Consider the following 24,475-nt stretch of genomic DNA (forward strand, 5'->3'; position numbering starts at 1 on the left):
GACGTAACCAGCAGGAAATCTGACGAAGAAAACTCTTTTTACTGGGACCTAATCCCCAAGAAACTAAGAGCGACGATAGAAGCTCTGAAGATAGCCGTGCCTCCAAGATTTATCACCTAGAGGGCACGGAATTCAGGTTGTGTCTGACGCTGAAATTAGAAAAGCCGCCTCAAACCTGAGGCGGCTCTTCCCACCGAATTCGGTGGGGTACGAGATGGGGCTCGAACCCACGACAACAGGAATCACAATCCTGGACTCTACCAACTGAGCTACTCGTACCACTAAAACTTGGCCTGCCCGACAGGATTCGAACCTGTGACCCTCGGCTTAGAAGGCCGATGCTCTATCCAACTGAGCTACGGGCAGATTTTCCTGCGGACTAAAATCTTTTGGTCGGGGTGGAGAGATTTGAACTCCCGACATCCTGCTCCCAAAGCAGGCGCGCTACCAGGCTACGCTACACCCCGTTAAGTGAACCGAGACTATAACATAAAACTTCTTGCCCTGCTTCAAGATCTGCTTCTAAACGAACTTCAGCGCAGAAGCGATATTCTACAGGATATAATAAATTTATGCCAGCATTGCGGAATTGACAATAAAAAATCCTTTAATTTCCTATAGATGCAGTAGCCATTACCCTATCCCATCGCTCAAAACCCATGTTCAGCGCAGTGCGCTCCATCGGCTGAAATCGATCGGAGAAAAGTGTAATCAGACTTGTCTCAGGCATTTCCGTTAAGACCGAAACCTCACATCCGAAAAAATTCTCGTACTGCGCGTAGAAATACTCCTCGGTTTTCTCCTGCTGCTCGCGCTGCAAATGAAAGTGCAGCAGTTTCTGCTGCTGAAGCGCAAATTGCCTGATGAACTGATCAACCTGAGGAATTCGATCGCTTTTCGAAGAGTTCAGATTCGAATTCACCGGGCTCAAATTCCAAATCTGATCGTGCATCACAAAGTGCCACGGAAGGAAATGGTCCAGATGAAAACTGAACGACCCATCGCTCTCGACTATCGGTTCCCCGTAAATGTCGGTTTTGACTTTCCCGTTGATCAGATAAGAACGCCAAAACTCAGTCGGCACGGACAGCGACCCTCTGGCGCCCGTAAACTCAAGCCGCTGGTTAAGACCCGGCACATTCGTATTGCGGTCCTCTAAATAACCGGCAAATTTCCACAGCGCAAAACCTTTTAGGACCTGATAGTTTTCCTGAAGATACTGCGCCCACGGATAAGAAATCTCTATTTCGTCCGAGTGGCCAACACGTCTGTAAGGCGCCCAATTCGCATCGTCCTTCTCCGCGCTGCCTGACCACGGCGAAAGAAAATGCTGCGGAACATAACGAGTAAGTGGTTTGTAAATCTCTTCCAGATACTTTGCTTTTTGATCAGACTTCAAAGAATTCAACGCTCTGATAACGCTGTGTTCGTCGTCTGCCGCGTCCAAACGCACAATCTTCAGCGATTTCAGCTCTTCAATGCGCTGAGTCATTTTGTCCCAGTGCCCGAAATTCAATCGAAAACGCTGCGTCGGCACCCACGCCTTTGCAATCATTAGCGCAACAATCTCCGGCATACTGAGCCGAAGCGCCTTTCCGATCTGCAGATCGCGGGATGCGACTAAATCTAAAATGGATAAGAACCAGAGAAATTTGTACGACGAGGTGGTACGCCGAAACACCTGACCAAGCTTAACCGCACCCGCAACGTCGGATAATGGAATCATGTCGCCTGCATCCGGCATGTCTCAGTCCCCTTCTTAATGAATCAGATCACTCTTGGAGATCACTGAACGCTCCGCCGCTCCAGCGGGAGCTCCTAAAAGCTCCTCCTCCTCGTCAAGAAGACGAACCTTCGGAATCACAATCTTAAAGGTGGAGCCTTTGCCAATCTCAGATTCAATCTGCAGCTGAGCCTGATGCCGGAAAAGTACATGCTTCACAATCGCTAAACCAAGCCCGGTGCCCCCGGTCTCGCGCGAACGCGACTTGTCAACACGGTAAAAACGCTCCGTCACGCGCGGAATATCCTCCGGCGCAATGCCAATCCCATTGTCAGAAACCGATAACACGCCGCCTTGATCCGTCACCTCCCAGCTGAGGGAAACTTTGCCATGCTCCGGTGTATAGCGCACCGCGTTCGTCACTAAATTCGTAACCGCGCTGCGAAGCTCTTTGCGATCGCCTAAAACCCACTCACAGGCAACTTTGTCAATCCGAATCTCATGACGGCCGCCCGAAACCATACGGCCCTCCGCAACGGCATCCGTCATCACTTCCAGCATGTCAATCGGATCTCGCCCCGCGGGCGCACTGTCCCGCTCCAGGCGTGACAGCGTCAAAAGATCATCCACCAGCGAACTCATGCGCTCAGCCTGCTCGCTCATCATCTTCAAATGCAGACGATCTTCCTGAGAAAGCGTCGAGTTCTCCTCCGTTAATTCCAGAAAACCTTTGATGACCGTCAGCGGCGTGCGAAGTTCATGCGAAACGTTCGCGACAAAGTCCCGCCGGAAATCATCAATGCGCTTGCTCTCTGTAATGTCGCGCGTCACCACGACCGTATACTTGCTCCCGGCGGAAATCACACGAACTTCCAAAGTACGCCCGTCCGGAAGAGAAAGCATCAGACTCTCACCCCATTTCTCCGAACGAATATGCGTCATCAGCTCTTCCGAATGAATCACGTCAGCAAGCTTGCGCCCGATGTCTTGGCGCTTGTTTAAAGATAAATCCCGCACCGCGATGCGATTGATCCACTGAATCTCAAAGTCCTTGCGCATCAGAACCACGCCGTCCGGAAGATCATTCAGCGTGGAGCGAAAGCGGAGCTCTTTTTCTTCCAACTTCGCTTGATTCTTCTCCGTCTTCTTGCGTGCGGTATATACCTTGCGGTAAATGCTCTCCCAAACGCCTTCAGACTTCGGCCAATCTTCCAACTCCGTACCCTCAAGCCACAGCACGAAACGCTTGAAGCGCCGCAAATGCAGCAGAAAGAGCCCTAAAAGACCTAACAGCGCAACCGCCAGACCAGCAGCCAACCCCCAAACCAAGTCCACCGCCAGAGCAATCACAATGACGGTCAGAATGGCAGCATAGCCGAACTTTAAAAAGTCGTTGATCATGAGTTCGCCTGAGACGATTTAAGTGCTGCGGCTCGGTAGCCTAAACCTCGGACAGTTTCAATGAAGTCAGCAGCTTCCGTTCCCGAAAGCTGCTTGCGAAGCCGCAGCATGTGAACGTCAACGGTACGCTCATCAATGTCGGCGCTAAAGCCCCAAATACGCTCAATAAGCTGTGCCCGTGAATAAACACGTCCCGGGTGCTTGGCAAATAACGCTAAAAACCGAAATTCCACCGCGGATAAACGCAGCGGCTCGCCGCTCACCCGGGCTTCAAAGCGGTCAATATCAATGACAAGCGGCCCAATCCGGATGACCTCTCCTTCCTCTTTGCCGCCTTTACGCCGAATCACCGCTTTAATGCGAGCAATCAGCTCGCGCGGAGAAAAAGGTTTGACAATATAGTCGTCCGCCCCGGCCTCTAAACCGTTAACACGATCATCCTCCTGACCTCGGGCGGTCAGCATGATCACGGGAAAATTATCCGTCGTCGGATTCGCCTTCAGCTCCTTCAGCCAGTCAAGCCCCGAACAGTCCGGAAGCATCCAGTCAAGGAGAATCAAATCCGGACGCTTCTCCGCAATGGCCCTTCTCGCCTCTCCGACGTTGGAGGCTTTCTGAACCTGAAACCCTGAGGTACGACACGTATAGGAGATCAACTCGAGAATCGCCGGCTCGTCTTCAACAATCAGTACCGATATCGACATGTCTGTGACTCAATAAAAATTTATTGCCCCGCCGGAATCAGTCCGGCAAGCGCCTCGCAAACCTGTTTAGCCTCAGATGCGTCTTCGCATTCAACCATCACGCGCACCAGCGGCTCGGTTCCGGAGGCGCGCACCAGAACACGGCCCCTGCCTTCAAGCCTGGCAGACACCTCGGCAATTGCTCTCTGAAGATTTTCGTCATCAGTCCAGACATAACCTTTCGGATATCTGCGGTTAATCAGAACCTGAGGCGTCAGAGAAACCTCCGCCAGCGCGTCCCGAAGCGTCGTGCGGTTGCGAACCAGTACGGCAAGCACCTGCAGACTCGACACAATACCGTCGCCCGTCGTCTGCTTATCTAAAATAATCAGGTGGCCGGAACCCTCGCCGCCCAGCTGCAGAGCTTCTTTCTGCAGCGTCTCCAGCACATAACGGTCACCGACCTTGGCGCGGTGGAACGCAACGCCTAAGCTCTTCAGCTTCTTCTCAACCGCGAAATTGGTCATCAGCGTGCCGACAACGCCCGCAAGACCTCTTCTCACTAAACGGTCCTTGGCGATGAGATACAGCAGCTGATCACCGTTGTAGACTTTCTCGGAGTCCGCCATGATCAGACGGTCAGCGTCGCCGTCCAGCGCGATGCCGATATCGCAGCCCGCCTTCGCGACGCGCTGCGGAAGCGTATCGGTATGCGTCGCCCCGACCCCTTCATTAATGTTGAAACCGTCCGGATGATCGCCGTCACAGACAACCGTCGCGCCAAGTTCGTGATAAACATCGGGCGCAATGTGATAGGCGGCGCCGTTGGCGCAGTCAACATAAATCTTGAGTCCTTTCAAATCACGGTCACTCGGGAACGTACTCTTGCAGAATTCCACATAGCGCCCCGAGGCGTCATCCAGACGACGCGCTTTGCCAAGCTGAGCACTGTCTACGCACTGATAGCCGCGGTCCATCTCTTTTTCAATCTGCAGCTCCAGCTCATCAGGCAGCTTCGTGCCCTTAGAAGAGAAGAACTTAATGCCGTTATCGTAAAAAGGATTGTGGGAGGCAGAAATCACAACACCGGCGTTCAGCCTCTGAGCCCGAGTTAAATAGGCAACTGCTGGCGTCGGCAGCGGGCCGCCCAGCATCACATCGACACCCGCACTTAAAAATCCGGCCTGCATGGCCGCTTCCAGCATATAACCGGAAACTCGTGTGTCTTTACCGATAAATACACCGACTTCTCCGTCATGCGTCCAGCGCTTCAGCACTCTTCCTGCGGCCTGCGCTAAAAGCATCGCGAACTCCGGTGTAATAGGTGTATTGCCGACTCGGCCTCTTACGCCGTCCGTCCCGAAATATTTTCTGCTCATTTCCATTCCTTGTAGTTTTTCATTGCTTCGTAAACCAGCAGCGCTTCTCTCATTTCCGCTGCGTCATGCACCCGCAGTATCGAGGCGCCGCGCTCGGCCGCCAACAGATGCGCGGCGACCGACGAAACGACGCGTTCAGAGGCGGACGCCTTTCCGGTCACGGCCCCCAGACTCGATTTGCGGCTCATCCCGTACAGCAGAGAGTAGCCAAGCGATAAAAAGTCTTGCGTGCGCGCAAGCAGCTCAAAGTTCTGCCCGACCGTCTTTCCAAACCCAAAGCCCGGATCCAAAACAATCGATTTGGCCGCAATGCCCGCCGCAAGCGCCGCATCCGCGCGTTCCTTGAGAAATAAACGAACCTCTTCAATCAGATTCTGATAGGAGGGCGCAGCCTGCATCGTTCTCGGAACACCCTGCATATGCATCAGACAAACGCCGCAGCCGCTCTCGGCCGCCGTCTGCAGAGATCCTTTCTGCCTCAGCGCGTAAACGTCATTGATAATGATCGCGCCGGCCTCAGCCGCCTGCCGCATGACTTCCGCTTTGCTCGTGTCAACAGAAACCGCAGCTCCGGCATCCGCAAGCGCCTCAATCACGGGAATCACGCGCTCAAGCTCCTCTTCCGTCGAAACTTCCGGCGCCCCCGGACGAGTGGACTCGCCGCCTACATCCAAAATAGCAGCGCCGTCCTCTAACAGACGAAAGCCATGCTCAATCGCACGCTGCGGATCGTAATACTTCCCGCCGTCACTAAATGAATCCGGCGTCACATTCACTATGCCCATGATCACCGGACTGCTGAGGTCAATCTCTCGGCCTCTGCATAACCAAACACGCTTCATCTGCCCTCCAGTGCGCGCTGCAGATACGTCTCAAACAGCACGCCGTCACGCGTGCAGCGAAGCGAGCCGTCCGCGTCATGTTTGAAATGGAAACCGCCGCTTGGAGCCGCAAGCCACATCTCCTGCATCGCCTCCTGCCGATTAATGACCACAGAAGGACCGTCTTCAAGCTCAATCGTCAAAACATTGTCCTCTCTGTAGGAGTCACTGTTCGGATAATTCGCGTCGGCAAACGCCTCCGCTTCTTCGAAGGTTTTTTCCGTCAACTGCAGAAAATCACTTTCTATCATGCTAGATTTATCCATTATGCATAAAAGATTCTTAATTCTATTCTTTCCGTGCCTTTTCCTGACAGGCTGCGGTATTAAAGGTCCGTTATATCTCCCTCCGGACCCGAATGACTCGTACCTCTCCCGTATCGGTAAACAAATTAACGAGTGGACGGGACAGGATATGGTCGGCCCGGCGCCCGCTCCGGTTGAAGAACGTCAGCAGCCCCTTCGCACTGAAGGCAGCGCCTCTGAAAAAGAGCTGCAGCCCTCCGAGGACAGCGAAAGCGGTGCCGCCGCTTCTGCCTCACCCGTCTCTTTAAGCGCGGATGAACAAATTCAGGAAGACGCCCCGAAAAACACCGACTCGGAAACTAAAACAAAACCTTCCGAGGAAAGCGGCGAAACTGAAAGTAGCGAAACAACAAAACCAATCTAAAGCGAAACATCATCACTGCAAATCGCTTTCGGAGAATTCGCCATGAACTTAACTTTGCCTAACGATCAGGATTTCTATTGGAAAGACGGCTCGCTCTGGTGCGAGGGCGTCTCGCTTGAGACACTGGCCCGTAAATTCGGAACACCGCTCTACGTTTACTCCAAACACGCGCTCGTGAGTGCGTTCAATGCCTATCAGTCCGCGCTTGCAGACTACCCTCATCTGGTCTGCTTCGCCCTTAAAGCGAACTCCAATCTCTCTATCATTAAACTTTTCGGAGAACTCGGCTCCGGATTCGATATCGTCTCGGGCGGAGAACTGCAGCGCGTCAAGGCCGCGGGCTGCGACACCCGTAAAGTCATCTTCTCGGGCGTCGGTAAAACCGTTCGCGAAATTCGTGAAGCGCTGCTTGCCGATATCAAATGCTTCAACATCGAATCGCCCGCGGAACTCGACCGTATCATCGCGGTCGCATCCGAACTTAAACTGCGCGCAAGAGTCTCCTTCCGCGTCAACCCGGATGTGGATGCTAAAACTCATCCTTATATTTCTACCGGCTTAAAAAAGAATAAATTCGGTATCGCCTACGAGGACGCGGTCAGCCTTTACATTAAAGCCTCACAGGCCCCTGAACTTGAAGTCGTCGGCATCGACTGCCATATCGGATCTCAGATCACGGAAACAACGCCGTTTGCCGATGCCTGCGAAAAACTCTGCACTCTGCTTGATCAGCTCGCCGAGCACGGAATCAATCTCAAACATATCGATTTCGGAGGCGGCTTGGGAATCAAATACGGGACGGAAACGCCCCCTACCGCTAAAGAACTCACGGCCGCGCTCAGAAGAGTGCTCGTCAGACGCGGCTACGGAGATCTGGAAATGATTTTCGAGGCGGGCCGCTCACTTGTCGGCAACTCCGGCGCCCTCCTCACGGAAGTCGAATTCCTCAAAAGCGGTCAGCTTAAAAATTTCATCATGGTCGACGCGGCCATGAACGATATGATCCGTCCCACCCTTTACCAGGCATGGATGCAGATCGTTCCGGTAACGCCCTCCAACGATAAATCCGCGGCTTTCTATGACGTGGTCGGCCCCGTTTGCGAAACAGGAGACTGGCTCGGCAAAGACCGCCTGCTGTCCGTCAGACAGGGAGATATCCTCGCCATGCTGAGCGCGGGTGCCTACGGTATGACCATGGCTTCTAACTACAACTCCCGCTGCCTGCCCGCTGAAGTGCTTGTAAACGGAGAAGAAGCGCATCTCATCCGAAGACGGCAAAACTACGAAGATCTTTACCGGGACGAAATCCTTCTTACCCGATAAAAAAGCAAAAGGCAGGCGCAGTTACCTGCCTTTTTTTGGTTACGTTTGTTATCTTTTTCGGATTCGCTCAAGCGTATCGGCTGCCCTAAAAATGACAAAATGAATCGTAAAAAACGGTTTAAAAGGATCTAACCAATGCATATCGAAAACGAAGTTAAGCTTGACTTCAAAGATGTTCTTATCCGCCCCAAACGTTCCACGCTTTCCAGCCGCTCCAATGTCGATCTGACCCGTCCCTTCACACTGCGCAACAGCGGTGTGGAATACAGCGGCATTCCGATCATCGCGGCCAACATGGACACCACCGGAACCTTCAAAATGGCCGAAGCCCTTGAAAAACACGGCCTTTCCGTCGCGCTGCATAAGCATTACCAACCGGAAGAGTACATCTCCTTCTTTAATGGTCTGAAAAGAAAGTCGGCTGCCTTTTACTCCATGGGCATTACCGCTGCCGATATGGAAAAATTCAGCTTTGTTATGGAAAAAGCGCCGGACGCGATCCAGTACCTCTGTATCGACGTGGCAAACGGCTATACGGAAATCTTCGTCGACTTCGTCTCCAAAATCCGTGAGAAGTTCCCGCACATCGCCATCATGGCCGGCAACGTCGTTACGGGTGATATGACCGAAGAGCTGATTCTCGCCGGAGCCGACATCGTTAAAGTCGGCATCGGTCCCGGCTCCGTCTGCACCACACGCAAAATGACCGGCGTCGGCTATCCTCAGCTGTCAGCCATCATCGAATGCGCGGATGCCGCGCACGGCCTTGGCGGCCTGATCTGCGCCGACGGCGGATGCACCACCCCGGGTGACATCGCTAAGGCGTTCGGAGGCGGCGCTGACTTCGTCATGCTCGGCGGTATGCTCGCCGGACACACGGAAAGCGGCGGCGAAACGATCGAAAAAGACGGCAAAATCTACCGCGCCTTCTACGGCATGAGCAGCAAATCCGCAATGGATAAATACTCCGGCGGCGTCGCAAAGTACAGAGCTGCCGAAGGCAAAACCGTTCTGCTCGAAGACCGCGGCCCGGTCGAACACGCCGTGCAGGATATCCTCGGCGGCGTCCGCTCCGCCTGCACTTACGTCGGGGCGCGCCGACTCAAGGAGCTGACCAAACGTACTACGTTCGTACGCGTCACGCAGCAACTCAACGAAGTCTTCGGTAAGTCATAATCCTTTCCGAATCCCGAGCGGCCGATTCATGCGGCCGCTTTTTTTAACTGCCTGATTTGATGGGAGATGCCCCCGCTGATCCTCTTTCACAGGTTAAGCTCAGTACATTACGCCTCAGCATAGTGAGAGGGGACTATCGTGGTAAAAATTTCTAAACGCAAAATCATTCGTTCTGCACCAAAAACAAAAGACGCTCCGACACAGGAATCCGTCGGCGGAGAGTCGCCGCAGGTGCTGGAAAAGGCCGACGTCTCTCTGGAAGATTCTAAGTTCGACCTCGGAGGCTACGAGGATCCCTATCAGTACCTCAAGCAGTACCTGCGCACCACTCAGACAAACGACGCATACAAACTTTCCAACGACCTGCTTGAGCAATTAACTCAGGAAGGAAAAGAGCGGCTTCTAACCGCCCTGATTCAGCATGAGGCCAAACGCTTTGACAAGAAAATCAGCAGCGTCAAAGAAATGGACGCGCTCAAGCCGGATCTCAAACCCGGTGAATATCCTTATCTGAACGGCTACAACAGAGATCTGTACAACAAACAGATTCGTCAGCTGCAGATTGAACTGATCAAGCTGCAGAATTGGGTACAGAAAAAAGGCAAAAAAATTGTCCTCATCTTCGAAGGACGTGACGCCGCGGGCAAAGGCGGCACCATTCAGCGTTTCATTGAGCATCTCAACCCGCGCTTTGCGCGCGTCGCGGCTCTGCCTAAACCGACAGAAACGGAATCCGGCCAGTGGTACTTCCAGCGCTATGTCGCGCATCTCCCAACCAAAGGAGAAATGGTTTTCTTCGACCGCTCCTGGTACAACCGAGCCGTCGTTGAACCGGTAATGGGTTTCTGCACTCGGGATCAGTACGAGACGTTCATCAAGGAAGTGCCAAGCTTTGAGAAAAATATCCTTTCGAGCGGAATTATTCTTTTCAAGTTCTGGCTCGACGTTTCCCGCAAGGAACAAAAACGCCGCTTCAAACAGCGCAGAAAAGACCCGCTCAAACAGTGGAAGCTTTCTCCGGTCGATCTTGCTTCTCTTTCCAAATGGGATGACTACACCAAAGCCATTCATAAGATGTTCTTCGAGACCGACACTCAGGACGCTCCCTGGACCGTTATTGAAAGTGACGACAAAATGCGCGCGCGTATCAATGCCATCCGATTAGTACTGAGCAATATCGACTACACCGGACGCGATCTGAGCGTCATCGGGGAAGTGGATCCGAGAATCGTCTACCGCGCAAATTCCATCACAGGCTCTATTGAAAAGTAGCTTACGCAGTAAATGGGACTTTAAGCCGAATTTGGAATTACACTCTCCCTAATTTATCAATCGAAGCTCTGCCTGCATGACCGCCGCAGAGCTTCAACTCTTCAGAAGGAATTTTGTTTTTATGAGCGCTTTGTTTGATTCCGCAAAGTTCGTCATGTCCGTCTCCGAGCTCGACGGACTTCCGGACACGGATCTTCCGGAAATCGCATTCGCAGGTCGTTCCAACGCCGGTAAATCGACAGCGATTAATGTCTTAACGCGTCAGGTGCGCCTTGCGTTCTCTTCTAAAACTCCGGGACGCACTCAGCTGCTGAATTTTTTTGAGCTGTCCGTCAAAGGACTTAAGCCGCGAGAAAGAAAACCGGTCGGCTTCTTTGTGGACCTCCCCGGCTACGGCTTTGCAAAAGCGTCTCCGGAAACACGTAAAAATTGGGAAGGACTCGTCGGCGGCTACGTACAGCAGCGCCCTCAGCTCACCGGCATGGTTGTCGTGATGGATGCCAGAAGACCCTTTATGCCGGCCGACGAATTCCTGCTCGACTTCATCTCGTTCCGTCCGGAGCTTAAACTCCACTTCCTTCTGAATAAAGCGGATCAGCTCAAGAACATGGAAAGACGCGCCGCTTTAAATATCGCTCAGAAACGAGCCGCGGAAATCGGCCCTCAAGTCTCCGTACAGCTTTTCTCCGGTCTCAAGAAAGAAGGCGTCGAGCAGCTTCAAAAAGTCCTGAGCGGCTGGCTTAATCAGCCCTACCCTTAATTTTCATTTCACTCAGCGGTTCTATGATCACCGAGTAGATTATTTCTAACTTCAACTCATTCGAAATTATGCAGACATTAGGACAGTTTCCTTCCGTAAGAATGCGCAGAATGCGCCACGACGATTTCTCCAGACGACTGATGCGTGAAAGCCGGCTGAGTGTTGACGACCTTATCTATCCCGTTTTCGTCACAGAGGGGACAAACACCCGCGTAAAAGTTCCCTCTCTTCCCGGAGTGGAACGTCTTTCTATCGATCTTCTGCTGAAACAGGCTGAAGAATGCGTCAAGCTCGGCATTCCCGTCATGGCGCTTTTCCCTTCAATAGAAGACAGTCTCAAGACACCGGACGGTTCCGAAGCTGCCAACCCTGACGGTTTAATTCCGCGCACAGTGCGGGCGCTCAAAGAACATTTCCCGGAACTCGGCGTTATGTGCGATGTGGCACTTGATCCTTACACAACACACGGGCAGGACGGCCTGATTGACGAAACCGGATTCATCCTCAATGACGAAACCATCGAAATGCTGGTTCGTCAGTCCCTCGCTCAGGCAGAAGCCGGAGCCGATATCGTTGCTCCGTCCGACATGATGGACGGCCGTATCGGCATCATCCGTCAGGAGCTGGAAAAGAGAGGTTTGATCTACACCAAGATTATGGCTTACTCCGCCAAATACGCTTCCTGCTTCTACGGTCCTTTCCGCGACGCCGTCGGCTCCTCTTCCAACCTTGGAAGAAGCAATAAAGCGGTTTATCAGCAGGATCCGGCAAACACCAACGAAGCGCTTTGGGAAGTTGGTCTTGATCTGGCTGAAGGCGCCGATATGGTCATGGTGAAACCCGGTATGCCGTACCTTGATGTTCTTTGGCGCGTCAAACAGGAGTTCCTCGCCCCGACTTACGTCTATCAGGTGAGCGGAGAATACGCCATGCTGATGGCTGCCATCCGGAACGGCTGGCTCGACGAAAAGAAAGCCATCATGGAGTCTCTCGTCTGCTTCAAGCGTGCAGGCGCAGACGGCATCCTGACGTACTTTGCTCCGCAGGCAGCCCGCTGGCTCGCCGAAGAAGGCAGAAGGTAAGCCGACAAGCGCAGTAAAAATTTAAGGAGCGGTCCAAAACGGATTCGCTCCTTTTCTTTTAAATGTCCTTTGAAGGATTAAAGCCTTCAATGAATTTCCTGATTTTCCGCCCGTCACGCTTCGTAGGACGGCCGTGATAGTCACTGCCTGGCATCGGCATCATCTTGCTGTTTTCGCGTATCAGAAGTCGTTTTTGGAGGCTTTCCGGCGTTTCTTCATAAAGTGCCTGCGCTGCGACTGCGTTTCCGCGCTTTCCGGACAGAGCCTTAACGATCACTTCAAAACGCTCCTCGCCCCGAATAATCTCCAGCTTCTCGCCGACCTTGACCGTCTTGCTCGCTTTCAGCCGTACGCCGTTCATCCGTACGCGGCCAAGCTCAATATTGTCCTGAGACAGCGTGCGTGTCTTGTAAAAACGCGCGGCCCAAAGCCATTTGTCCAGGCGAACGTCACTGTCTTCAATCTCGTTTTTCTTCATTTTCTATCCTGCAGGTACAGCAAAGGCCCGCATTTGCGAGCCTTTACCTTGTTCCGTCTCTATGTCAGAGATTATTCAGCCTTGGCTTCTTCCTTGGCGGGAGCAGCGTCGGTTGTCTTCTGAACGAGTTCAACGTAAGCGAGAGGAGCATTGTCGCCAACGCGATAGCCCATCTTCAGGATACGAGTGTAGCCGCCCTTACGATCCTTGAACATCGGTCCGATTTCGTTGAACAGCTTGACAACGATTTCGCGATCACGAAGACGGTTAAATGCGAGACGCTTGTTCGCAACTGTCGGCTCTTTGGCAAGAGTGATCATCGGCTCAACAACACGACGAAGCTCTTTGGCTTTCGGCAGAGTTGTCTTGATGGCTTCATGACGCAGCAGAGAATTGGTCATGTTGCGGAGCATGGCCAGACGATGGGCAGATGTACGATTCAGTTTGCGAAGACCGAGTTTATGACGCATTTTCAAATTCCTTAATAAAAAGTCTAGTTAGGGTGCCGCTTGGGCATCTCCCGTCTCTTCTATCTCCTTTCGGAGCGGGCGGGTGAGCTCGGCATTATAGCCGAGCTGAATAAAATTTTAAAAATATCGAAGTAAAACAAATACTACAAAATGTTCTTAGTGGTCGAGACCAACAGGAGGCCAGTTCTCAAGCTTCATGCCGAGTGTCAGACCGTGCGCAGCCAGGACTTCCTTAATCTCATTGAGCGACTTGCGTCCGAGGTTCGGAGTCTTGAGAAGTTCGTTTTCTGTTCTTTGGATCAGATCGCCGATGTAGTAAATGTTTTCGGCTTTCAGGCAGTTCGCAGAACGAACGGTGAGTTCAAGATCGTCAACCGGACGGCGAAGGATCGGATCAACCGGACGGCGAAGGATCGGATCAACCGGAGGCTGAGGTTTGACAACAGGCTCTTCAACAGTGACACCACTGGTGCTGCTGAAGATGGGCGCGGGAGCGGGAGGCTCGGCGCCAATGGTCGGCAGTCCGCCAAAGACGGAAAGCTGATCCTGAAGAATGTGAGCGGCCTGACGAAGGGCTTCTTCCGGAAGAATAGCGCCGTTCGTTTCAATGGACATAACGAGCTTGTCAAGGTCAGTACGCTGTTCAACACGAGCGTTTTCAACCTTATAGGCGACGCGAAGAATCGGGGAGAAGGAAGCATCCATAATGATGCGGCCAATCGTTCCCTTGCTGTAGTCGTCTTTCAGAGCTCTCATGTCGCCCGGCTGATAGCCGCGGCCTTTTTCAACCTTGAGCTGCATGTCGATCTTTCCGCCAGAAAGATTTGCAATCACATGGTCAGGGTTGAGAATCGTGCAGTCATGAGGCAGATCAAAGTCGGCCGCTGTCACAACACCCTGGCCTTCACGACGCAGCGTTACGGTGACTTCATCACGGTTCTCGAGTTTGAAAATCACGCCCTTGACGTTAAGAAGAATGTCAACAACGTCTTCCTTAACACCGTCAATCTGGCTGTATTCGTGAACAACACCGGCAATCTGAGCTTCAGTCGGAGCAAAGCCGACCATGGAGCTGAGAAGAACACGACGAAGCGCGTTGCCAAGCGTATGGGCGTAACCGGTTTCAAACGGTTCCATCGTTACGGTGGCGGAATAAGGATTGCCGTCAACAGCTTCGACTTCGATGCTGCGCGGCTTAAGCAGAGCATTAACAGACATTAGTTTTCCTTCTAACAATACCCTCGGCTCGTTACACCGATAAGGCTGTAGGAATGTTGGGGCCTTAAACGACACGACGATCTCAGCCCCAAAGGATGAGATCGCGTGGTGAAACTATGCGGCAGCGCACTACACTGCCGCGGTACTGCAAGTTTAGCGAGAATACAATTCAACAATCAGAGATTCGTTGACGTCGTGAGCGATTTCGTCACGGGCCGGAACATGCTTGAATGTTCCTTCCTTCTTGTTTACATCAACGGAAACCCAGTCCGGGAAACCACCGGTTTCTGCCAGTTTCAGGCTGTTAACAATACGTTCCTGATTCTTGGCTTTTTCACGGACGGCGATGACGTCGCCTTCTTTAACTAAGTAAGAAGGAATATTGACTTTGTTGCCGTTGACGCTGATAGCGCAGTGGGAAACCAGCTGACGTGCTTCAGCACGTGTGCAGCCGAAGCCCATACGATAGACAACATTGTCCAGACGTCTTTCAAGCAGGCTGAGGAGCTGCTCGCCGGTGTTGCCGCGTTTTCTGGCGGCTTTGGCGAAATAAAGTCTGAACTGACGTTCGAGAACGCCGTACATACGTTTAACTTTCTGCTTTTCACGAAGCTGAGCACCGTAGTCAGAGAGACGAGCACCGGAGGTGCGGCCATGCTGACCCGGGGCATATTCGTGTTTGCATTTGGAATCAAAAGAGCGAACAGCGCTCTTGAGATTCAAGTCGCAGCCTTCACGGCGTGCGAGCTTTTCTTTAGGTCCGGTATAACGAGCCATTTTTTTCTCTTATCCTGTGTCTTCCACATTCAGTTAATCAGTTTGCTGATTAACGCGGGAATTAGTTATTAAACACGGCGACGCTTCGAAGGACGAACACCGTTGTGAGGAACGGGAGTAACGTCCTGAATGGAAGTGACGCGAATACCAAGAGCGTTGAGCGCGCGAACACTGGATTCGCGGCCGGGTCCGGGTCCGGTAATACGGACTTCAACGTTCTTTAAGCCATATTCAAGGGCATGACGGCCGGCCTGCTCTGCTGCAACCTGAGCTGCAAACGGAGTGGACTTACGAGAGCCTTTGAAACCCTGAGCGCCGGAGCTGGACGCAGCAATCGCGTTGCCCTGACGGTCAGTAATTGTGATGATTGTATTGTTGAAGGAAGCGTGAACGTGGGCAATGCCTTCTGTCACGACTTTCTTAACTTTTCTGCGAGCGCGCTGAGCAGCAATCTGCTGCGCGTTAGGAATCTTTCCTGCCATAGTCGTCCTTTACCTTATTTCTTAAGTGCGACGCCAGCTTTCTTCGGTCCCTTGCGGGTACGAGCATTCGTACGGGTGCGCTGACCGCGAACGGGCAGACCGCGACGATGACGCATACCTCTGTAGGTACCTAAGTCAATAAGGCGCTTAATTGACAATTGAACTTCACGACGAAGGTCGCCTTCGACAGTCAGCTTGCTGATCGCATCACGAATTTTTTCAAGTTCTGCGTCTGTCAGGTCTTTGACCTTCTTAGTTGTGTCAACACCAACCGCATTCAAAATTTCACGGGCACGGGGACGACCGATGCCATAGATGGCGGTTAAGCCGATTTCAGCGTGCTGATTCGGCGGAATGTTAATACCGGCGATACGAGCCATTATTTACCTCTTTAGCCTTGGCGCTGTTTATGACGAGGATCCGAGCAGATCACGCGGACCACGCCTTTGCGCTTGATGATCTTGCACTTGCGGCACATTTTTTTGACCGAAGCGTTTACTTTCATAGTTATCTCCAAAAGTGCACGAGGCCTCTCGCGAAGAACCTCATACAGAACTGTCCCTGCAAAATGTAGTGCAAATCGCAGAGTAATGCATAAGGAGCGGGATTATATCTAATCCCGCTCTTTTCTGCAAATTATTGACTGGTTACAACCCGTTAACGGGGAAGTGAACCGGGACCGAAGCCTCGGAAGTTTGTCTTCTTCAGCAGCGATTCGTATTGATGACTCATGAGATAAGCCTGAACCTGACTCATAAAGTCCATCGTCACGACGACAACGATCAGAAGTGATGTGCCGCCGAAATAGAACGGAACGTTAAAGCGCAGATTGAGGAACTCAGGAACCAAACAGACAAAGACCAGATAGATGGAACCCGCAAGTGTCAGACGAAGCAGAACTTTGTCAATATAGCGGGATGTCTGTTCACCCGGACGAATACCCGGTACAAAGGCACCGCTCTTCTTAAGATTCTCAGCTGTCTCACGCGGATTGAAAACCAAAGCCGTGTAGAAGTAAGCAAAGAATACAATCAGAGCTGCATAGAGCAGTGTATAAATCGGTTGACCCGGGGAAAGAGAAGCCGCAAGGTCACGAATCCAGCGTGTGCTCTCTCCGCTGGTAAACCAACTGGCTAAGGTAGCCGGGAAGAGAATCAGCGAAGAAGCAAAGATCGGAGGAATCACGTTGGCCATGTTGATCTTCAAAGGAAGATACGAACTCTGACCGCCGTAAATCTTGTTGCCGACCTGACGCTTGGCATAGTTAACTGTAATACGGCGCTGGCCTCTTTCCATAAAGACCACAAATGCCGTAACGAGCATCACGATCGCAATGATGAAAATCGCAGACAGAGGTCCGATCGCGCCGGTGGAAACCAACTGGAAAAGACCGCTTACCGCAGCGGGCAGACCCGCAACGATACCTGCGAAAATGATGATCGAAATGCCGTTGCCGATTCCGCGCTCTGTAATTTGCTCGCCAAGCCACATGAGGAACATGGTGCCGGTAACGAGAGAAACAACACAGACAAAGCGGAAGAAGAAGCCCGGATCAATGACCAGGCCGGGCTGCGTTTCCAAAGCGACGGCAATACCTAACGCCTGGAATGTGCCCAAAAGAAGTGTGCCGTAACGAGTGTACTGCGTGATCTTTCTTCTTCCGGATTCGCCTTCCTTACGCAGACTCTCCAGAGAGGGAAGTACGTAAGAAAGCATCTGCATGATAATCGATGCCGAAATGTACGGCATGATACCAAGCGCGAAAACGGAGAAACGGGACAGGGCGCCGCCCGAGAACATGTTGAACAGCCCTAAGATGCCGCCCTGCTGCTGATTAAACAGCTCTTTTAAGGTATCTGGATCGATACCGGGAACCGGAATATGCGTGCCGATACGATAAACAACGAGAGCCAATACAAGAAAAATTACTCGTCGATATAAATCGCCGTACTTGCTGCTGGCTTTCGCCGGAATGTTCTTGGCCACGTTTAATTCCTTATCTCAAATTATTTATCAGCTTCCACAACAACGGATCCGCCGGCAGCTTCAATAGCAGCCTTCGCACCCTTAGTAGCGGTAATGCCGCGAAGAATAACTTTGCGCTTGATTTCTCCGGAGAGAATAACGCGAGCATCCTTCGAATTGGATTTGATCACATTTGCATTGATCAGATCGCCGAGGTTGATCTCTTCCAGACCCAGCTTTTCAAGGTCGCTCAAGCGAACTTCAGCAACGAATTCATGAGTCCAGGAAGTGAAGCCGCGCTTCGGCAGACGACGATGCAGAGGCATCTGGCCGCCTTCGAAACCAACTTTGTGGAATCCGCCGGCACGAGACTTCTGACCTTTGTGACCGCGGCCGGCAGTCTTGCCCCAACCGCTTCCAACACCGCGACCAACGCGATGGACTGCGCTCTTGGAACCTGCAGCCGGCTGAATGGTATTAAGTTTCATTTCTAATCCTCAATTATTCAGCACGAACAAGGTAAGAGACAGTGCTGATCATGCCGCGTACGGCAGGAGTGTCCTCAAGTTCGCGTGTCTGACGAATCTTCTTCAGACCGAGACCAAGAACAGTCTGGCGATGGGCTTTCTTGCAGCCGATCGGGCTCTTGACCAGAGTCACTTTAACTGTTTTCTTTTCCATTTAACACTCCTGATTAACCGATGATTTCTTCAACGGTCTTGCCGCGCTTAGCAGCAATTTCGCTCGGGGTGCGCAGATTGTTGAGAGCGTCAATGGTGGCACGAACCATGTTGTAGGGGTTCGAGGAACCATGAGACTTGGCAACAATGTTGCGAATACCCATTACGTCGAAAATAGCACGCATCGGACCGCCGGCAATAACGCCGGTACCTTCGGGAGCCGGAAGAAGCATCACGCGGGAAGCGCCGTGATGGCCTTCAACAGCGTGGTAAATGGTTCCGTCACGAAGAGGAATCTTTTCCATGCTGCGGCGAGCCTGATCCATCGCTTTCTGGACGGAAACAGGAACTTCACGGGACTTGCCCTTGCCCATACCGATACGGCCGTCGCCGTCGCCAACTACTGTTAAAGCAGCAAAGCCGAGAATACGACCGCCTTTAACAACTTTGGTGACGCGATTGACAGCAATCATTTTTTCGCGAATGCCGTCATCCTGTTCTTCAGCCATGGGGCCTTTAGCTTGTTTTGCCATTTAGCTATTCCTTAGAACTTGAGACCGGCTTCGCGCGCTGCTGTTGCAAGCGCGGCGATACGGCCATGAAAACGATAACCGGCGCGGTCAAAAGCGCAGCTTTCAATTCCGGCAGCCTTTGCTTTCTCAGCAATGCGTGTACCGATAATCTTCGCAGCGTTGACGTTGCCGCCCTTGCCGGACACACCTGCCAGCTGAGCACGGACTTCCGGCTCAACCGTAGAGGCAGAGCACAGAACATTCTTGCCGTCGGCAGAAATGATCTGAGCGTAAATGTGCAGATTTGTACGATGAACAGTCAGGCGATTAACCTTCATGCTCTTAATGCGGGCACGCGTGGCACGCGCACGACGCAGACGATTTTGTTTCTTGTCGATCACTTTAAGCCTCCGCCCGCTTATTTCTTCTTAGTTTCCTTGATCACTACAACTTCATCAGCATAGCGAACACCCTTGCCCTTATAGGGTTCAGGAGCACGATAGCTGCGAATTTCTGCAGCAACCTGGCCGACTTTCTGTTTGTCGGCGCCGTGAATCAGAATCTCTGTCTGAGTCGGGGTTTCACACTTAATGCCGGCAGGCATCTTGTGAGCAACCGGATGAGAGAAACCGAGGTTCAGATTCAGGGTGTCGCCCTGAGCCTGAGCACGGTAACCAACACCGACCAGAGTCAGTTTCTTTGTGAAGCCTTCTGTAACGCCGATGTTCATCGCGTTAACAAGGGCTCTGAGCGTACCGCTCATTGCGTTGGACTGCTTCGTTTCTTCAAGAGCTTTGAAGTAAACGTGGCCGTTCTCAACCTTCACTTCAACAGAAGCGTCAAGCTTCTGAGTAAGCGTGCCTTTCGGACCTTTGACGGTGATAACGCCGTCAGCGATCGAGGCTTCAACACCCTTACCGAGGGTGACGGGAATCTTAGCAACTCGTGACATAGTATTCTCCTAGCTTAGGCAACGTAGCAGATGACTTCGCCGCCAATGCCAGCTTCACGAGCTTTGCGATCAGTCATCACGCCTTTCGGTGTGGAAATGATCGCAATTCCAAGGCCGTTCATGACCTGAGGAATCGTTTCGTGATTCTTGTATACACGCAGTCCGGGTCTCGAAACACGTTCGATTGTTTCGATAACAGGACGGCCGGCATAATATTTAAGACCAATATGAAGAACGGGCTTGCCTTCGTTGGCGTCAACGGAATAACCGGAGATGTAGCCTTCGTCTTCAAGAACCTTTGCAATCGCCACCTTCAGCTTGGAAGAAGGCATTGTAACTTCCGTTTTGTCGACCATCTGACCGTTACGGATACGGGTCAGCATGTCGGCGATCGGATCACTCATACTCATTTGTAATCTCCTCGCTTACCAGCTGGCCTTAGTCAGGCCGGGAATGTCACCATGCATAGCCGCTTCGCGGATCTTGCCTCTGGCTAGGCCGAATTTGCGGAATGTACCGCGGGGACGACCGGTGATGCCGCAGCGGTTGCGCTGACGGCAGGGACTTGCGTCACGGGGCAGAGACTGAAGTGCGATGCGGGCTTCCATGCGCTCTTCCATCGAGCGGGTAGCATCGTTAATAACCGCTTTCAGAGCGGCACGTTTAGCAGCAAACTTCTGAGCGCACATTTTGCGCTTGAGTTCACGATTGATAAGTGCGAGTTTAGCCAATTAAATCACCTCGCTTAGTTACGGAACGGGAATTTGAAGGCAGCCAGAAGTGCCTTGGCTTCTTCGTCCGTCTTAGCAGTTGTCGTAATGCTGATGTTAAGTCCGCGGAGCTTGTCGATCTTGTCGTATTCAATTTCCGGGAAAATAATCTGTTCCTTCAGACCGATGTTGTAGTTGCCGCGGCCGTCAAAGGCACGAGCGTTAACACCACGGAAGTCACGAACACGCGGGAAAGCGATTGTGACTAAACGGTCAAGGAATTCATACATGCGCTCGCCGCGAAGCGTGACCATACAGCCGATCGGCATGTTTTCACGAATCTTGAAGTTGGCGATAGCCTTACGAGTCTTGGTAACAACAGGCTTCTGACCAGCAATCTTGGTCAGGTCGGAAACAGCGTGGTCAATAAGCTTCTTGTCATTGACAGCTTCACCGACACCCATATTCAGTGTGATTTTTGTGATGCGGGGAACCTGCATTTCGGTTTTGTAACCGAACTGTTTTGTCAGGGCCGGAACCACTTCGTCACGATATTTATTGAAAAAACGAGACATTTACTGCGACCTCTTATGCTTTGGCGCCGACAACGGCACCGTCACTCTTGAAGACGCGTACTTTCTTGCCGTCAACAACCTGGAAACCGATGCGGTCGCCCTTACCGGTCTTCGGATTGACGAGCATGACGTTGGAACCGTCAATGGGAAGCGTCTTGTCCATAATGCCGCCGGCCTGACCCAGCATGGGGTTCGGCTTGACGTGCTTCTTAACGATGTTGATGCCTTCAACAACGACTTTACCGTCGCTGTGAACAGCAGTCACCGTGCCTTTTTTGCCTTTATCACGGCCGGTAATGACGATAATCTCGTCACCTTTGCGGATACGTTGCATTCTGTGTTCTCCTTAAAGAACTTCAGGAGCCAGAGAAACGATCTTCATGAAGCGTTCGGTACGCAGTTCGCGCGTAACCGGTCCGAAGATACGTGTTCCAATCGGTTCCAGTTTGTTGTTAAGCAGGACAGCAGCGTTGCCGTCAAAGCTGATGGAGGAACCGTCAGGACGACGAACACCCTTAGCAGTTCTAACTACAACAGCACTGTAGACTTCGCCTTTTTTGACACGACCGCGGGGGGCCGCTTCTTTGACGGTCACTTTGATAATGTCGCCAATATTGGCGTAGCGGCGCTTGGAGCCGCCCAACACTTTAATACATTGCACTGAACGAGCACCGGTGTTGTCGGCGACGTCCAGATTAGATTGCATCTGAATCATGGTTTTTAATATTCCAACTTATTCCGAGGTCATAGCGATTCGCTATGCTCGGCCAGTTTTGGTCCCGTCCGGGAGAAGAGTTTCCAATCCAGTCTCACAGATACCTGCTTTTATGGGGCAGGTTGTTCAAAAGAACCGGAACCCCAGTGAACCTCTAACTTATTAAACGGAAAGAACTTTCCAAATAAATAAACTTAGAGAGCCGCAAGTATATCCAATTAAGGATATCTTTGCAAGCTCTCTAAGAAAATTAAATTATTTTTTTACAATTAGATGACTGCGCGTTCGATGATCTTGGAAACTGTCCAGGACTTCGTGCGGGAAATCGGACGGGTTTCAGAGATCTCGACGATGTCGCCTTCTCTAACGTCGTTGTTTTCGTCATGAACATGATACTTCTTGCTCTTGACGACGATCTTGCCGATCGGATGCTTAACCTTGCGTTCAACAAGAACAGTAACTGTCTTGTCCATCTTGGTGCTAACAGCTTTACCGATCAGGGTACGTGTAAGTTTGTTTTCGCTCATTTCGTCGCTGCCTTCTGAGCAAGAATTGTGCGGACGCGTGCGATGTCGCGGCGTGTCTTACGAATCATGCTCGTATTTTCAAGTTGCTGATGGGACTTCTGCAGACGCAGTGTGAACTGTGCTTTCAGAAGGTCCTGCAGTTCTTTGTTAAGCGCAGCTTCGTCCATAGCGCGTAAATCTTTGGCTTTCATTCTGCACTCTCCTTACTGGCCAATCTGGCGTGTAACGAACATAGACTTCAGAGGAAGCTTGGCTGCGGCAAGACGGAAAGCCTCACGAGCCAGCGCTTCATCAACGCCGTCCAGTTCATAAATCACGCGACCCGGCTGCACTAATGCAACCCAGTATTCCGGATTACCTTTACCGTTACCCATACGAACTTCAGCGGGTTTAGAGGAAATAGGTTTGTCCGGGAACACACGGATCCATACACGGCCGCCGCGTTTAATGTGGCGGGTGATGGCACGACGAGCAGCTTCAATCTGACGAGCTGTCAGACGACCGCGCTCGGTAACTTTCAGACCGAACTGACCAAAGGAGACCTTTGCGCCTCTCTGAGCCAAACCATAGTTACGGCCCTTCTGGTCCTTACGGTACTTGGTTCTGTTTGGTTGCAGCATTATTCTTCTCCTTCCTTAGCAGCAGTTTCGGCGGCCTTGCGGGGAGCACGAGCCTGCTTGCCTTCTCCGTCAGCGGGTTTGCGGCCGCGGCGGTTGTTCGGCTTGCCCGGACGACGATTGCGGCGATCTTCACGATCAGCCGGAGCAGCAGCTTCAGCTGCAAGATCCTTGGCAGTATTGTCGCCTTTGTAAACCCAAACCTTCACACCGATAATGCCGTATGTGGTATTGGCTTCGGAGAAACCGTAGTCAATGTCGGCACGAAGAGTGTGCAGAGGAACACGACCTTCACGATACCATTCGGTACGGGCGATTTCAGCACCGTTCAAACGACCGGAAGACATGATCTTGATACCAAGAGCGCCCTGGCGCATGGCGTTCTGCATGGCGCGCTTCATCGCGCGGCGGAACATAATGCGCTTTTCGAGCTGCTGAGTAATGCCGTCGGCAATCAGCTGAGCGTCCAAGTCAGGACGACGAACTTCTTCAATGTTGACGTGTACAGGTACGCTCATCATCTTGGAGAGTTCGTTCTTCAGAACCTGAAGATCTTCACCCTTCTTGCCAATCACCATGCCCGGACGAGCGGAGAAGATGGTGATGCGAGCGTTCTTAGCGGGACGCTCGATGAGAATACGACCAACGGATGCGTTCTTGAGCTTCTTGCCCAGGAATTCACGAACCTTGAGGTCTTCTGCCAGTGTGCGGGCAAAATCGCGGCCTGTAGCATACCAACGTGATGTCCAGTCGTGTGTTACAGGAAGGCGAAAGCCTGTCGGATTAATTTTCTGTCCCATGGTTCACCTATTATTTCTTAGCCGGTGTATCGCCGACTGTCACATAGATGTGACAAGTCTGCTTACCGATACGAGCGCCGCGGCCCTTGGCTCTGGCGGAGAAACGACGAAGTGTGGCGGCCTTCTCAACATAGATGGAAGTAACGCGAAGATCGTCAATATCAGCGCCGTCATTATGCTCGGCATTGGCAATGGCAGATTGAAGCGCTTTGCCGATGATGCCAGCAGCCTTCTTCTGCGTGAAAGAAAGAATGTTCAGGGCCTTGTCAACGGGTTTACCGCGAACAAGATCCGCAACCAAACGGCCTTTCTGAGCCGAGAGGCGAACTCCACGTACGATTGCTGTGGTTTCCATTATTCTTACCTCTTAGCTGGAGCAGCCTTCTTATCAGCTGCGTGGCCCTTGAAAGTACGGGTAAGAGCAAACTCACCCAACTTGTGGCCAACCATGTTTTCATTAATAAATACCGGCACATGCTGACGTCCGTTGTGGACAGCAATGGTAAGACCGATAAATTCAGGAAGAATTGTCGAACGACGAGACCAAGTCTTGATCGGACGTTTGTCACGACCGGCTTGGGCGGCTTCGACCTTCTTCAGTAAGGATCCGTCGACGAACGGTCCCTTCTTAAGCGAACGAGACATTCA

The 24,475-nt window shown here is 52.0% G+C and carries 36 protein-coding genes and 3 tRNA genes; 6 read left to right on the top strand and 33 right to left on the bottom strand.

Annotation, left to right across the window (positions count from 1 at the left end; all coding sequences use genetic code 11):
- Positions 1–203: 203 nt before the first annotated feature.
- The 9 genes from NFR90_RS07485 to cyaY form a co-directional block, all read right to left on the bottom strand.
- Positions 204–279: transfer RNA gene (locus NFR90_RS07485), tRNA-His, on the bottom strand.
- Positions 280–289: 10 nt separating this feature from the next.
- Positions 290–366 (bottom strand) — tRNA-Arg (locus NFR90_RS07490).
- A gap of 24 nt (positions 367–390) precedes the next feature.
- A tRNA-Pro gene (locus NFR90_RS07495) sits at positions 391–467 on the bottom strand.
- A 140-nt stretch (positions 468–607) separates the two neighbouring features.
- Positions 608–1,726 (bottom strand): HNH endonuclease domain-containing protein, encoded by a 1,119-nt coding sequence (locus NFR90_RS07500; protein WP_251451973.1) that lies wholly within the window; start codon positions 1,724–1,726, stop codon positions 608–610.
- 33 nt (positions 1,727–1,759) lie between these two features.
- Positions 1,760–3,124, bottom strand: a complete 1,365-nt coding sequence (gene phoR / locus NFR90_RS07505) for a phosphate regulon sensor histidine kinase PhoR (protein ID WP_251451976.1) — start codon at positions 3,122–3,124, stop codon at positions 1,760–1,762.
- A complete protein-coding gene (locus tag NFR90_RS07510; RefSeq protein WP_160335531.1) occupies positions 3,121–3,828 on the bottom strand; it encodes a response regulator in 708 nt (235 codons plus the stop codon). Before NFR90_RS07510 ends, phoR begins: the two co-directional genes overlap by 4 nt.
- A 20-nt stretch (positions 3,829–3,848) precedes the next feature.
- Positions 3,849–5,186, bottom strand: a complete 1,338-nt coding sequence (gene glmM, locus NFR90_RS07515; RefSeq protein ID WP_251451979.1) for a phosphoglucosamine mutase — start codon at positions 5,184–5,186, stop codon at positions 3,849–3,851.
- Positions 5,183–6,028 carry a dihydropteroate synthase gene (gene folP, locus NFR90_RS07520; protein ID WP_251451984.1) on the bottom strand — a complete coding sequence of 282 codons (846 nt, stop codon included), beginning with the start codon at positions 6,026–6,028 and terminating at the stop codon, positions 5,183–5,185. The genes glmM and folP overlap by 4 nt, the downstream gene beginning before the upstream one ends.
- Positions 6,025–6,318, bottom strand: coding sequence for an iron donor protein CyaY (cyaY, locus tag NFR90_RS07525; RefSeq protein WP_251451987.1), 294 nt, complete (start codon positions 6,316–6,318; stop codon positions 6,025–6,027). Before cyaY ends, folP begins: the two co-directional genes overlap by 4 nt.
- On the opposite strand from cyaY, the gene lptM reads away from it, so the two are divergent.
- From lptM to hemB, 6 genes are all read left to right on the top strand, one after another.
- A complete protein-coding gene (lptM, locus tag NFR90_RS07530) occupies positions 6,317–6,736 on the top strand; it encodes an LPS translocon maturation chaperone LptM (protein WP_251451990.1) in 420 nt (139 codons plus the stop codon). The two genes, cyaY and lptM, sit on opposite strands and share 2 nt — an antisense overlap.
- 42 nt (positions 6,737–6,778) lie before the next feature.
- Positions 6,779–8,059 (top strand): diaminopimelate decarboxylase, encoded by a 1,281-nt coding sequence (gene lysA / locus NFR90_RS07535; protein WP_251451993.1) that lies wholly within the window; start codon positions 6,779–6,781, stop codon positions 8,057–8,059.
- A gap of 135 nt (positions 8,060–8,194) precedes the next feature.
- A complete protein-coding gene (locus NFR90_RS07540; protein ID WP_251451996.1) occupies positions 8,195–9,235 on the top strand; it encodes a GMP reductase in 1,041 nt (346 codons plus the stop codon).
- Positions 9,236–9,373: 138 nt separating this feature from the next.
- On the top strand, positions 9,374–10,507 hold the full coding sequence (gene ppk2 / locus NFR90_RS07545) for a polyphosphate kinase 2 (protein ID WP_251451999.1): 1,134 nt from the start codon (positions 9,374–9,376) through the stop codon (positions 10,505–10,507).
- A gap of 121 nt (positions 10,508–10,628) precedes the next feature.
- Entirely contained in the window at positions 10,629–11,267 is a 639-nt protein-coding gene (gene yihA, locus NFR90_RS07550) for a ribosome biogenesis GTP-binding protein YihA/YsxC (protein WP_160335525.1), read from the top strand.
- 68 nt (positions 11,268–11,335) lie between these two features.
- Positions 11,336–12,349, top strand: a complete 1,014-nt coding sequence (gene hemB, locus NFR90_RS07555; RefSeq protein WP_251452002.1) for a porphobilinogen synthase — start codon at positions 11,336–11,338, stop codon at positions 12,347–12,349.
- A 58-nt stretch (positions 12,350–12,407) separates the two neighbouring features.
- Here hemB and NFR90_RS07560 read toward each other — a convergent pair whose 3' ends face one another.
- The 24 genes from NFR90_RS07560 to rpsS form a co-directional block, all read right to left on the bottom strand.
- Positions 12,408–12,827, bottom strand: a complete 420-nt coding sequence (locus NFR90_RS07560) for an RNA-binding S4 domain-containing protein (protein ID WP_251452018.1) — start codon at positions 12,825–12,827, stop codon at positions 12,408–12,410.
- A gap of 71 nt (positions 12,828–12,898) precedes the next feature.
- On the bottom strand, positions 12,899–13,297 hold the full coding sequence (rplQ, locus tag NFR90_RS07565) for a 50S ribosomal protein L17 (protein WP_251452020.1): 399 nt from the start codon (positions 13,295–13,297) through the stop codon (positions 12,899–12,901).
- Between the two features lie 156 nt (positions 13,298–13,453).
- Complete coding sequence (locus tag NFR90_RS07570; RefSeq protein ID WP_251452022.1) at positions 13,454–14,515, bottom strand: DNA-directed RNA polymerase subunit alpha; 1,062 nt, start codon at positions 14,513–14,515, stop codon at positions 13,454–13,456.
- Positions 14,516–14,668: 153 nt separating this feature from the next.
- Positions 14,669–15,292, bottom strand: a complete 624-nt coding sequence (gene rpsD, locus NFR90_RS07575) for a 30S ribosomal protein S4 (RefSeq protein WP_160335520.1) — start codon at positions 15,290–15,292, stop codon at positions 14,669–14,671.
- Positions 15,293–15,360: 68 nt separating this feature from the next.
- Positions 15,361–15,774, bottom strand: coding sequence for a 30S ribosomal protein S11 (rpsK, locus tag NFR90_RS07580; protein WP_008810443.1), 414 nt, complete (start codon positions 15,772–15,774; stop codon positions 15,361–15,363).
- A 14-nt stretch (positions 15,775–15,788) separates the two neighbouring features.
- Positions 15,789–16,154, bottom strand: a complete 366-nt coding sequence (gene rpsM, locus NFR90_RS07585; RefSeq protein ID WP_160335519.1) for a 30S ribosomal protein S13 — start codon at positions 16,152–16,154, stop codon at positions 15,789–15,791.
- A gap of 11 nt (positions 16,155–16,165) precedes the next feature.
- The gene (gene rpmJ / locus NFR90_RS07590; RefSeq protein ID WP_008810441.1) at positions 16,166–16,279 is read right to left on the bottom strand and encodes a 50S ribosomal protein L36; all 114 of its coding nucleotides are present in this window, start codon (positions 16,277–16,279) and stop codon (positions 16,166–16,168) included.
- A 152-nt stretch (positions 16,280–16,431) separates the two neighbouring features.
- Positions 16,432–17,760 (bottom strand): preprotein translocase subunit SecY, encoded by a 1,329-nt coding sequence (gene secY / locus NFR90_RS07595; RefSeq protein WP_160335518.1) that lies wholly within the window; start codon positions 17,758–17,760, stop codon positions 16,432–16,434.
- 20 nt (positions 17,761–17,780) lie between these two features.
- The gene (gene rplO / locus NFR90_RS07600) at positions 17,781–18,227 is read right to left on the bottom strand and encodes a 50S ribosomal protein L15 (protein ID WP_251452024.1); all 447 of its coding nucleotides are present in this window, start codon (positions 18,225–18,227) and stop codon (positions 17,781–17,783) included.
- A gap of 13 nt (positions 18,228–18,240) precedes the next feature.
- Positions 18,241–18,420, bottom strand: coding sequence for a 50S ribosomal protein L30 (gene rpmD, locus NFR90_RS07605; protein ID WP_160335516.1), 180 nt, complete (start codon positions 18,418–18,420; stop codon positions 18,241–18,243).
- Between the two features lie 13 nt (positions 18,421–18,433).
- Positions 18,434–18,952: a 30S ribosomal protein S5 gene (rpsE, locus tag NFR90_RS07610; RefSeq protein WP_160335515.1), complete on the bottom strand. Its 519-nt coding sequence runs from the start codon at positions 18,950–18,952 to the stop codon at positions 18,434–18,436.
- A gap of 11 nt (positions 18,953–18,963) precedes the next feature.
- Complete coding sequence (gene rplR / locus NFR90_RS07615; protein WP_251452033.1) at positions 18,964–19,329, bottom strand: 50S ribosomal protein L18; 366 nt, start codon at positions 19,327–19,329, stop codon at positions 18,964–18,966.
- Positions 19,330–19,349: 20 nt separating this feature from the next.
- Positions 19,350–19,883, bottom strand: coding sequence for a 50S ribosomal protein L6 (gene rplF, locus NFR90_RS07620; RefSeq protein ID WP_160335514.1), 534 nt, complete (start codon positions 19,881–19,883; stop codon positions 19,350–19,352).
- Between the two features lie 14 nt (positions 19,884–19,897).
- Positions 19,898–20,293, bottom strand: a complete 396-nt coding sequence (gene rpsH / locus NFR90_RS07625; protein WP_160335513.1) for a 30S ribosomal protein S8 — start codon at positions 20,291–20,293, stop codon at positions 19,898–19,900.
- Between the two features lie 15 nt (positions 20,294–20,308).
- A complete protein-coding gene (gene rpsN / locus NFR90_RS07630; RefSeq protein WP_160335512.1) occupies positions 20,309–20,614 on the bottom strand; it encodes a 30S ribosomal protein S14 in 306 nt (101 codons plus the stop codon).
- Between the two features lie 14 nt (positions 20,615–20,628).
- The gene (gene rplE / locus NFR90_RS07635) at positions 20,629–21,168 is read right to left on the bottom strand and encodes a 50S ribosomal protein L5 (RefSeq protein WP_160335511.1); all 540 of its coding nucleotides are present in this window, start codon (positions 21,166–21,168) and stop codon (positions 20,629–20,631) included.
- A 13-nt stretch (positions 21,169–21,181) separates the two neighbouring features.
- Positions 21,182–21,502 (bottom strand): 50S ribosomal protein L24, encoded by a 321-nt coding sequence (gene rplX / locus NFR90_RS07640; protein ID WP_251452026.1) that lies wholly within the window; start codon positions 21,500–21,502, stop codon positions 21,182–21,184.
- Between the two features lie 12 nt (positions 21,503–21,514).
- The gene (gene rplN, locus NFR90_RS07645; RefSeq protein ID WP_160335509.1) at positions 21,515–21,883 is read right to left on the bottom strand and encodes a 50S ribosomal protein L14; all 369 of its coding nucleotides are present in this window, start codon (positions 21,881–21,883) and stop codon (positions 21,515–21,517) included.
- Between the two features lie 269 nt (positions 21,884–22,152).
- Complete coding sequence (rpsQ, locus tag NFR90_RS07650; protein ID WP_160335508.1) at positions 22,153–22,410, bottom strand: 30S ribosomal protein S17; 258 nt, start codon at positions 22,408–22,410, stop codon at positions 22,153–22,155.
- Entirely contained in the window at positions 22,407–22,601 is a 195-nt protein-coding gene (gene rpmC / locus NFR90_RS07655; RefSeq protein WP_160335507.1) for a 50S ribosomal protein L29, read from the bottom strand. Before rpmC ends, rpsQ begins: the two co-directional genes overlap by 4 nt.
- Positions 22,602–22,613: 12 nt before the next feature.
- Positions 22,614–23,030: a 50S ribosomal protein L16 gene (gene rplP / locus NFR90_RS07660; RefSeq protein ID WP_160335506.1), complete on the bottom strand. Its 417-nt coding sequence runs from the start codon at positions 23,028–23,030 to the stop codon at positions 22,614–22,616.
- Positions 23,030–23,827, bottom strand: coding sequence for a 30S ribosomal protein S3 (gene rpsC, locus NFR90_RS07665; protein ID WP_251452029.1), 798 nt, complete (start codon positions 23,825–23,827; stop codon positions 23,030–23,032). The genes rplP and rpsC overlap by 1 nt, the downstream gene beginning before the upstream one ends.
- Positions 23,828–23,837: 10 nt before the next feature.
- On the bottom strand, positions 23,838–24,182 hold the full coding sequence (gene rplV / locus NFR90_RS07670) for a 50S ribosomal protein L22 (RefSeq protein ID WP_160335504.1): 345 nt from the start codon (positions 24,180–24,182) through the stop codon (positions 23,838–23,840).
- A 5-nt stretch (positions 24,183–24,187) separates the two neighbouring features.
- Positions 24,188–24,472: a 30S ribosomal protein S19 gene (gene rpsS, locus NFR90_RS07675; protein ID WP_160335503.1), complete on the bottom strand. Its 285-nt coding sequence runs from the start codon at positions 24,470–24,472 to the stop codon at positions 24,188–24,190.
- Positions 24,473–24,475 lie beyond the last annotated feature (3 nt).

This window comes from Parasutterella muris (genome assembly GCF_943193095.1).
GTDB classification, from domain to species: Bacteria; Pseudomonadota; Gammaproteobacteria; order Burkholderiales; family Burkholderiaceae_F; genus Parasutterella; species Parasutterella muris.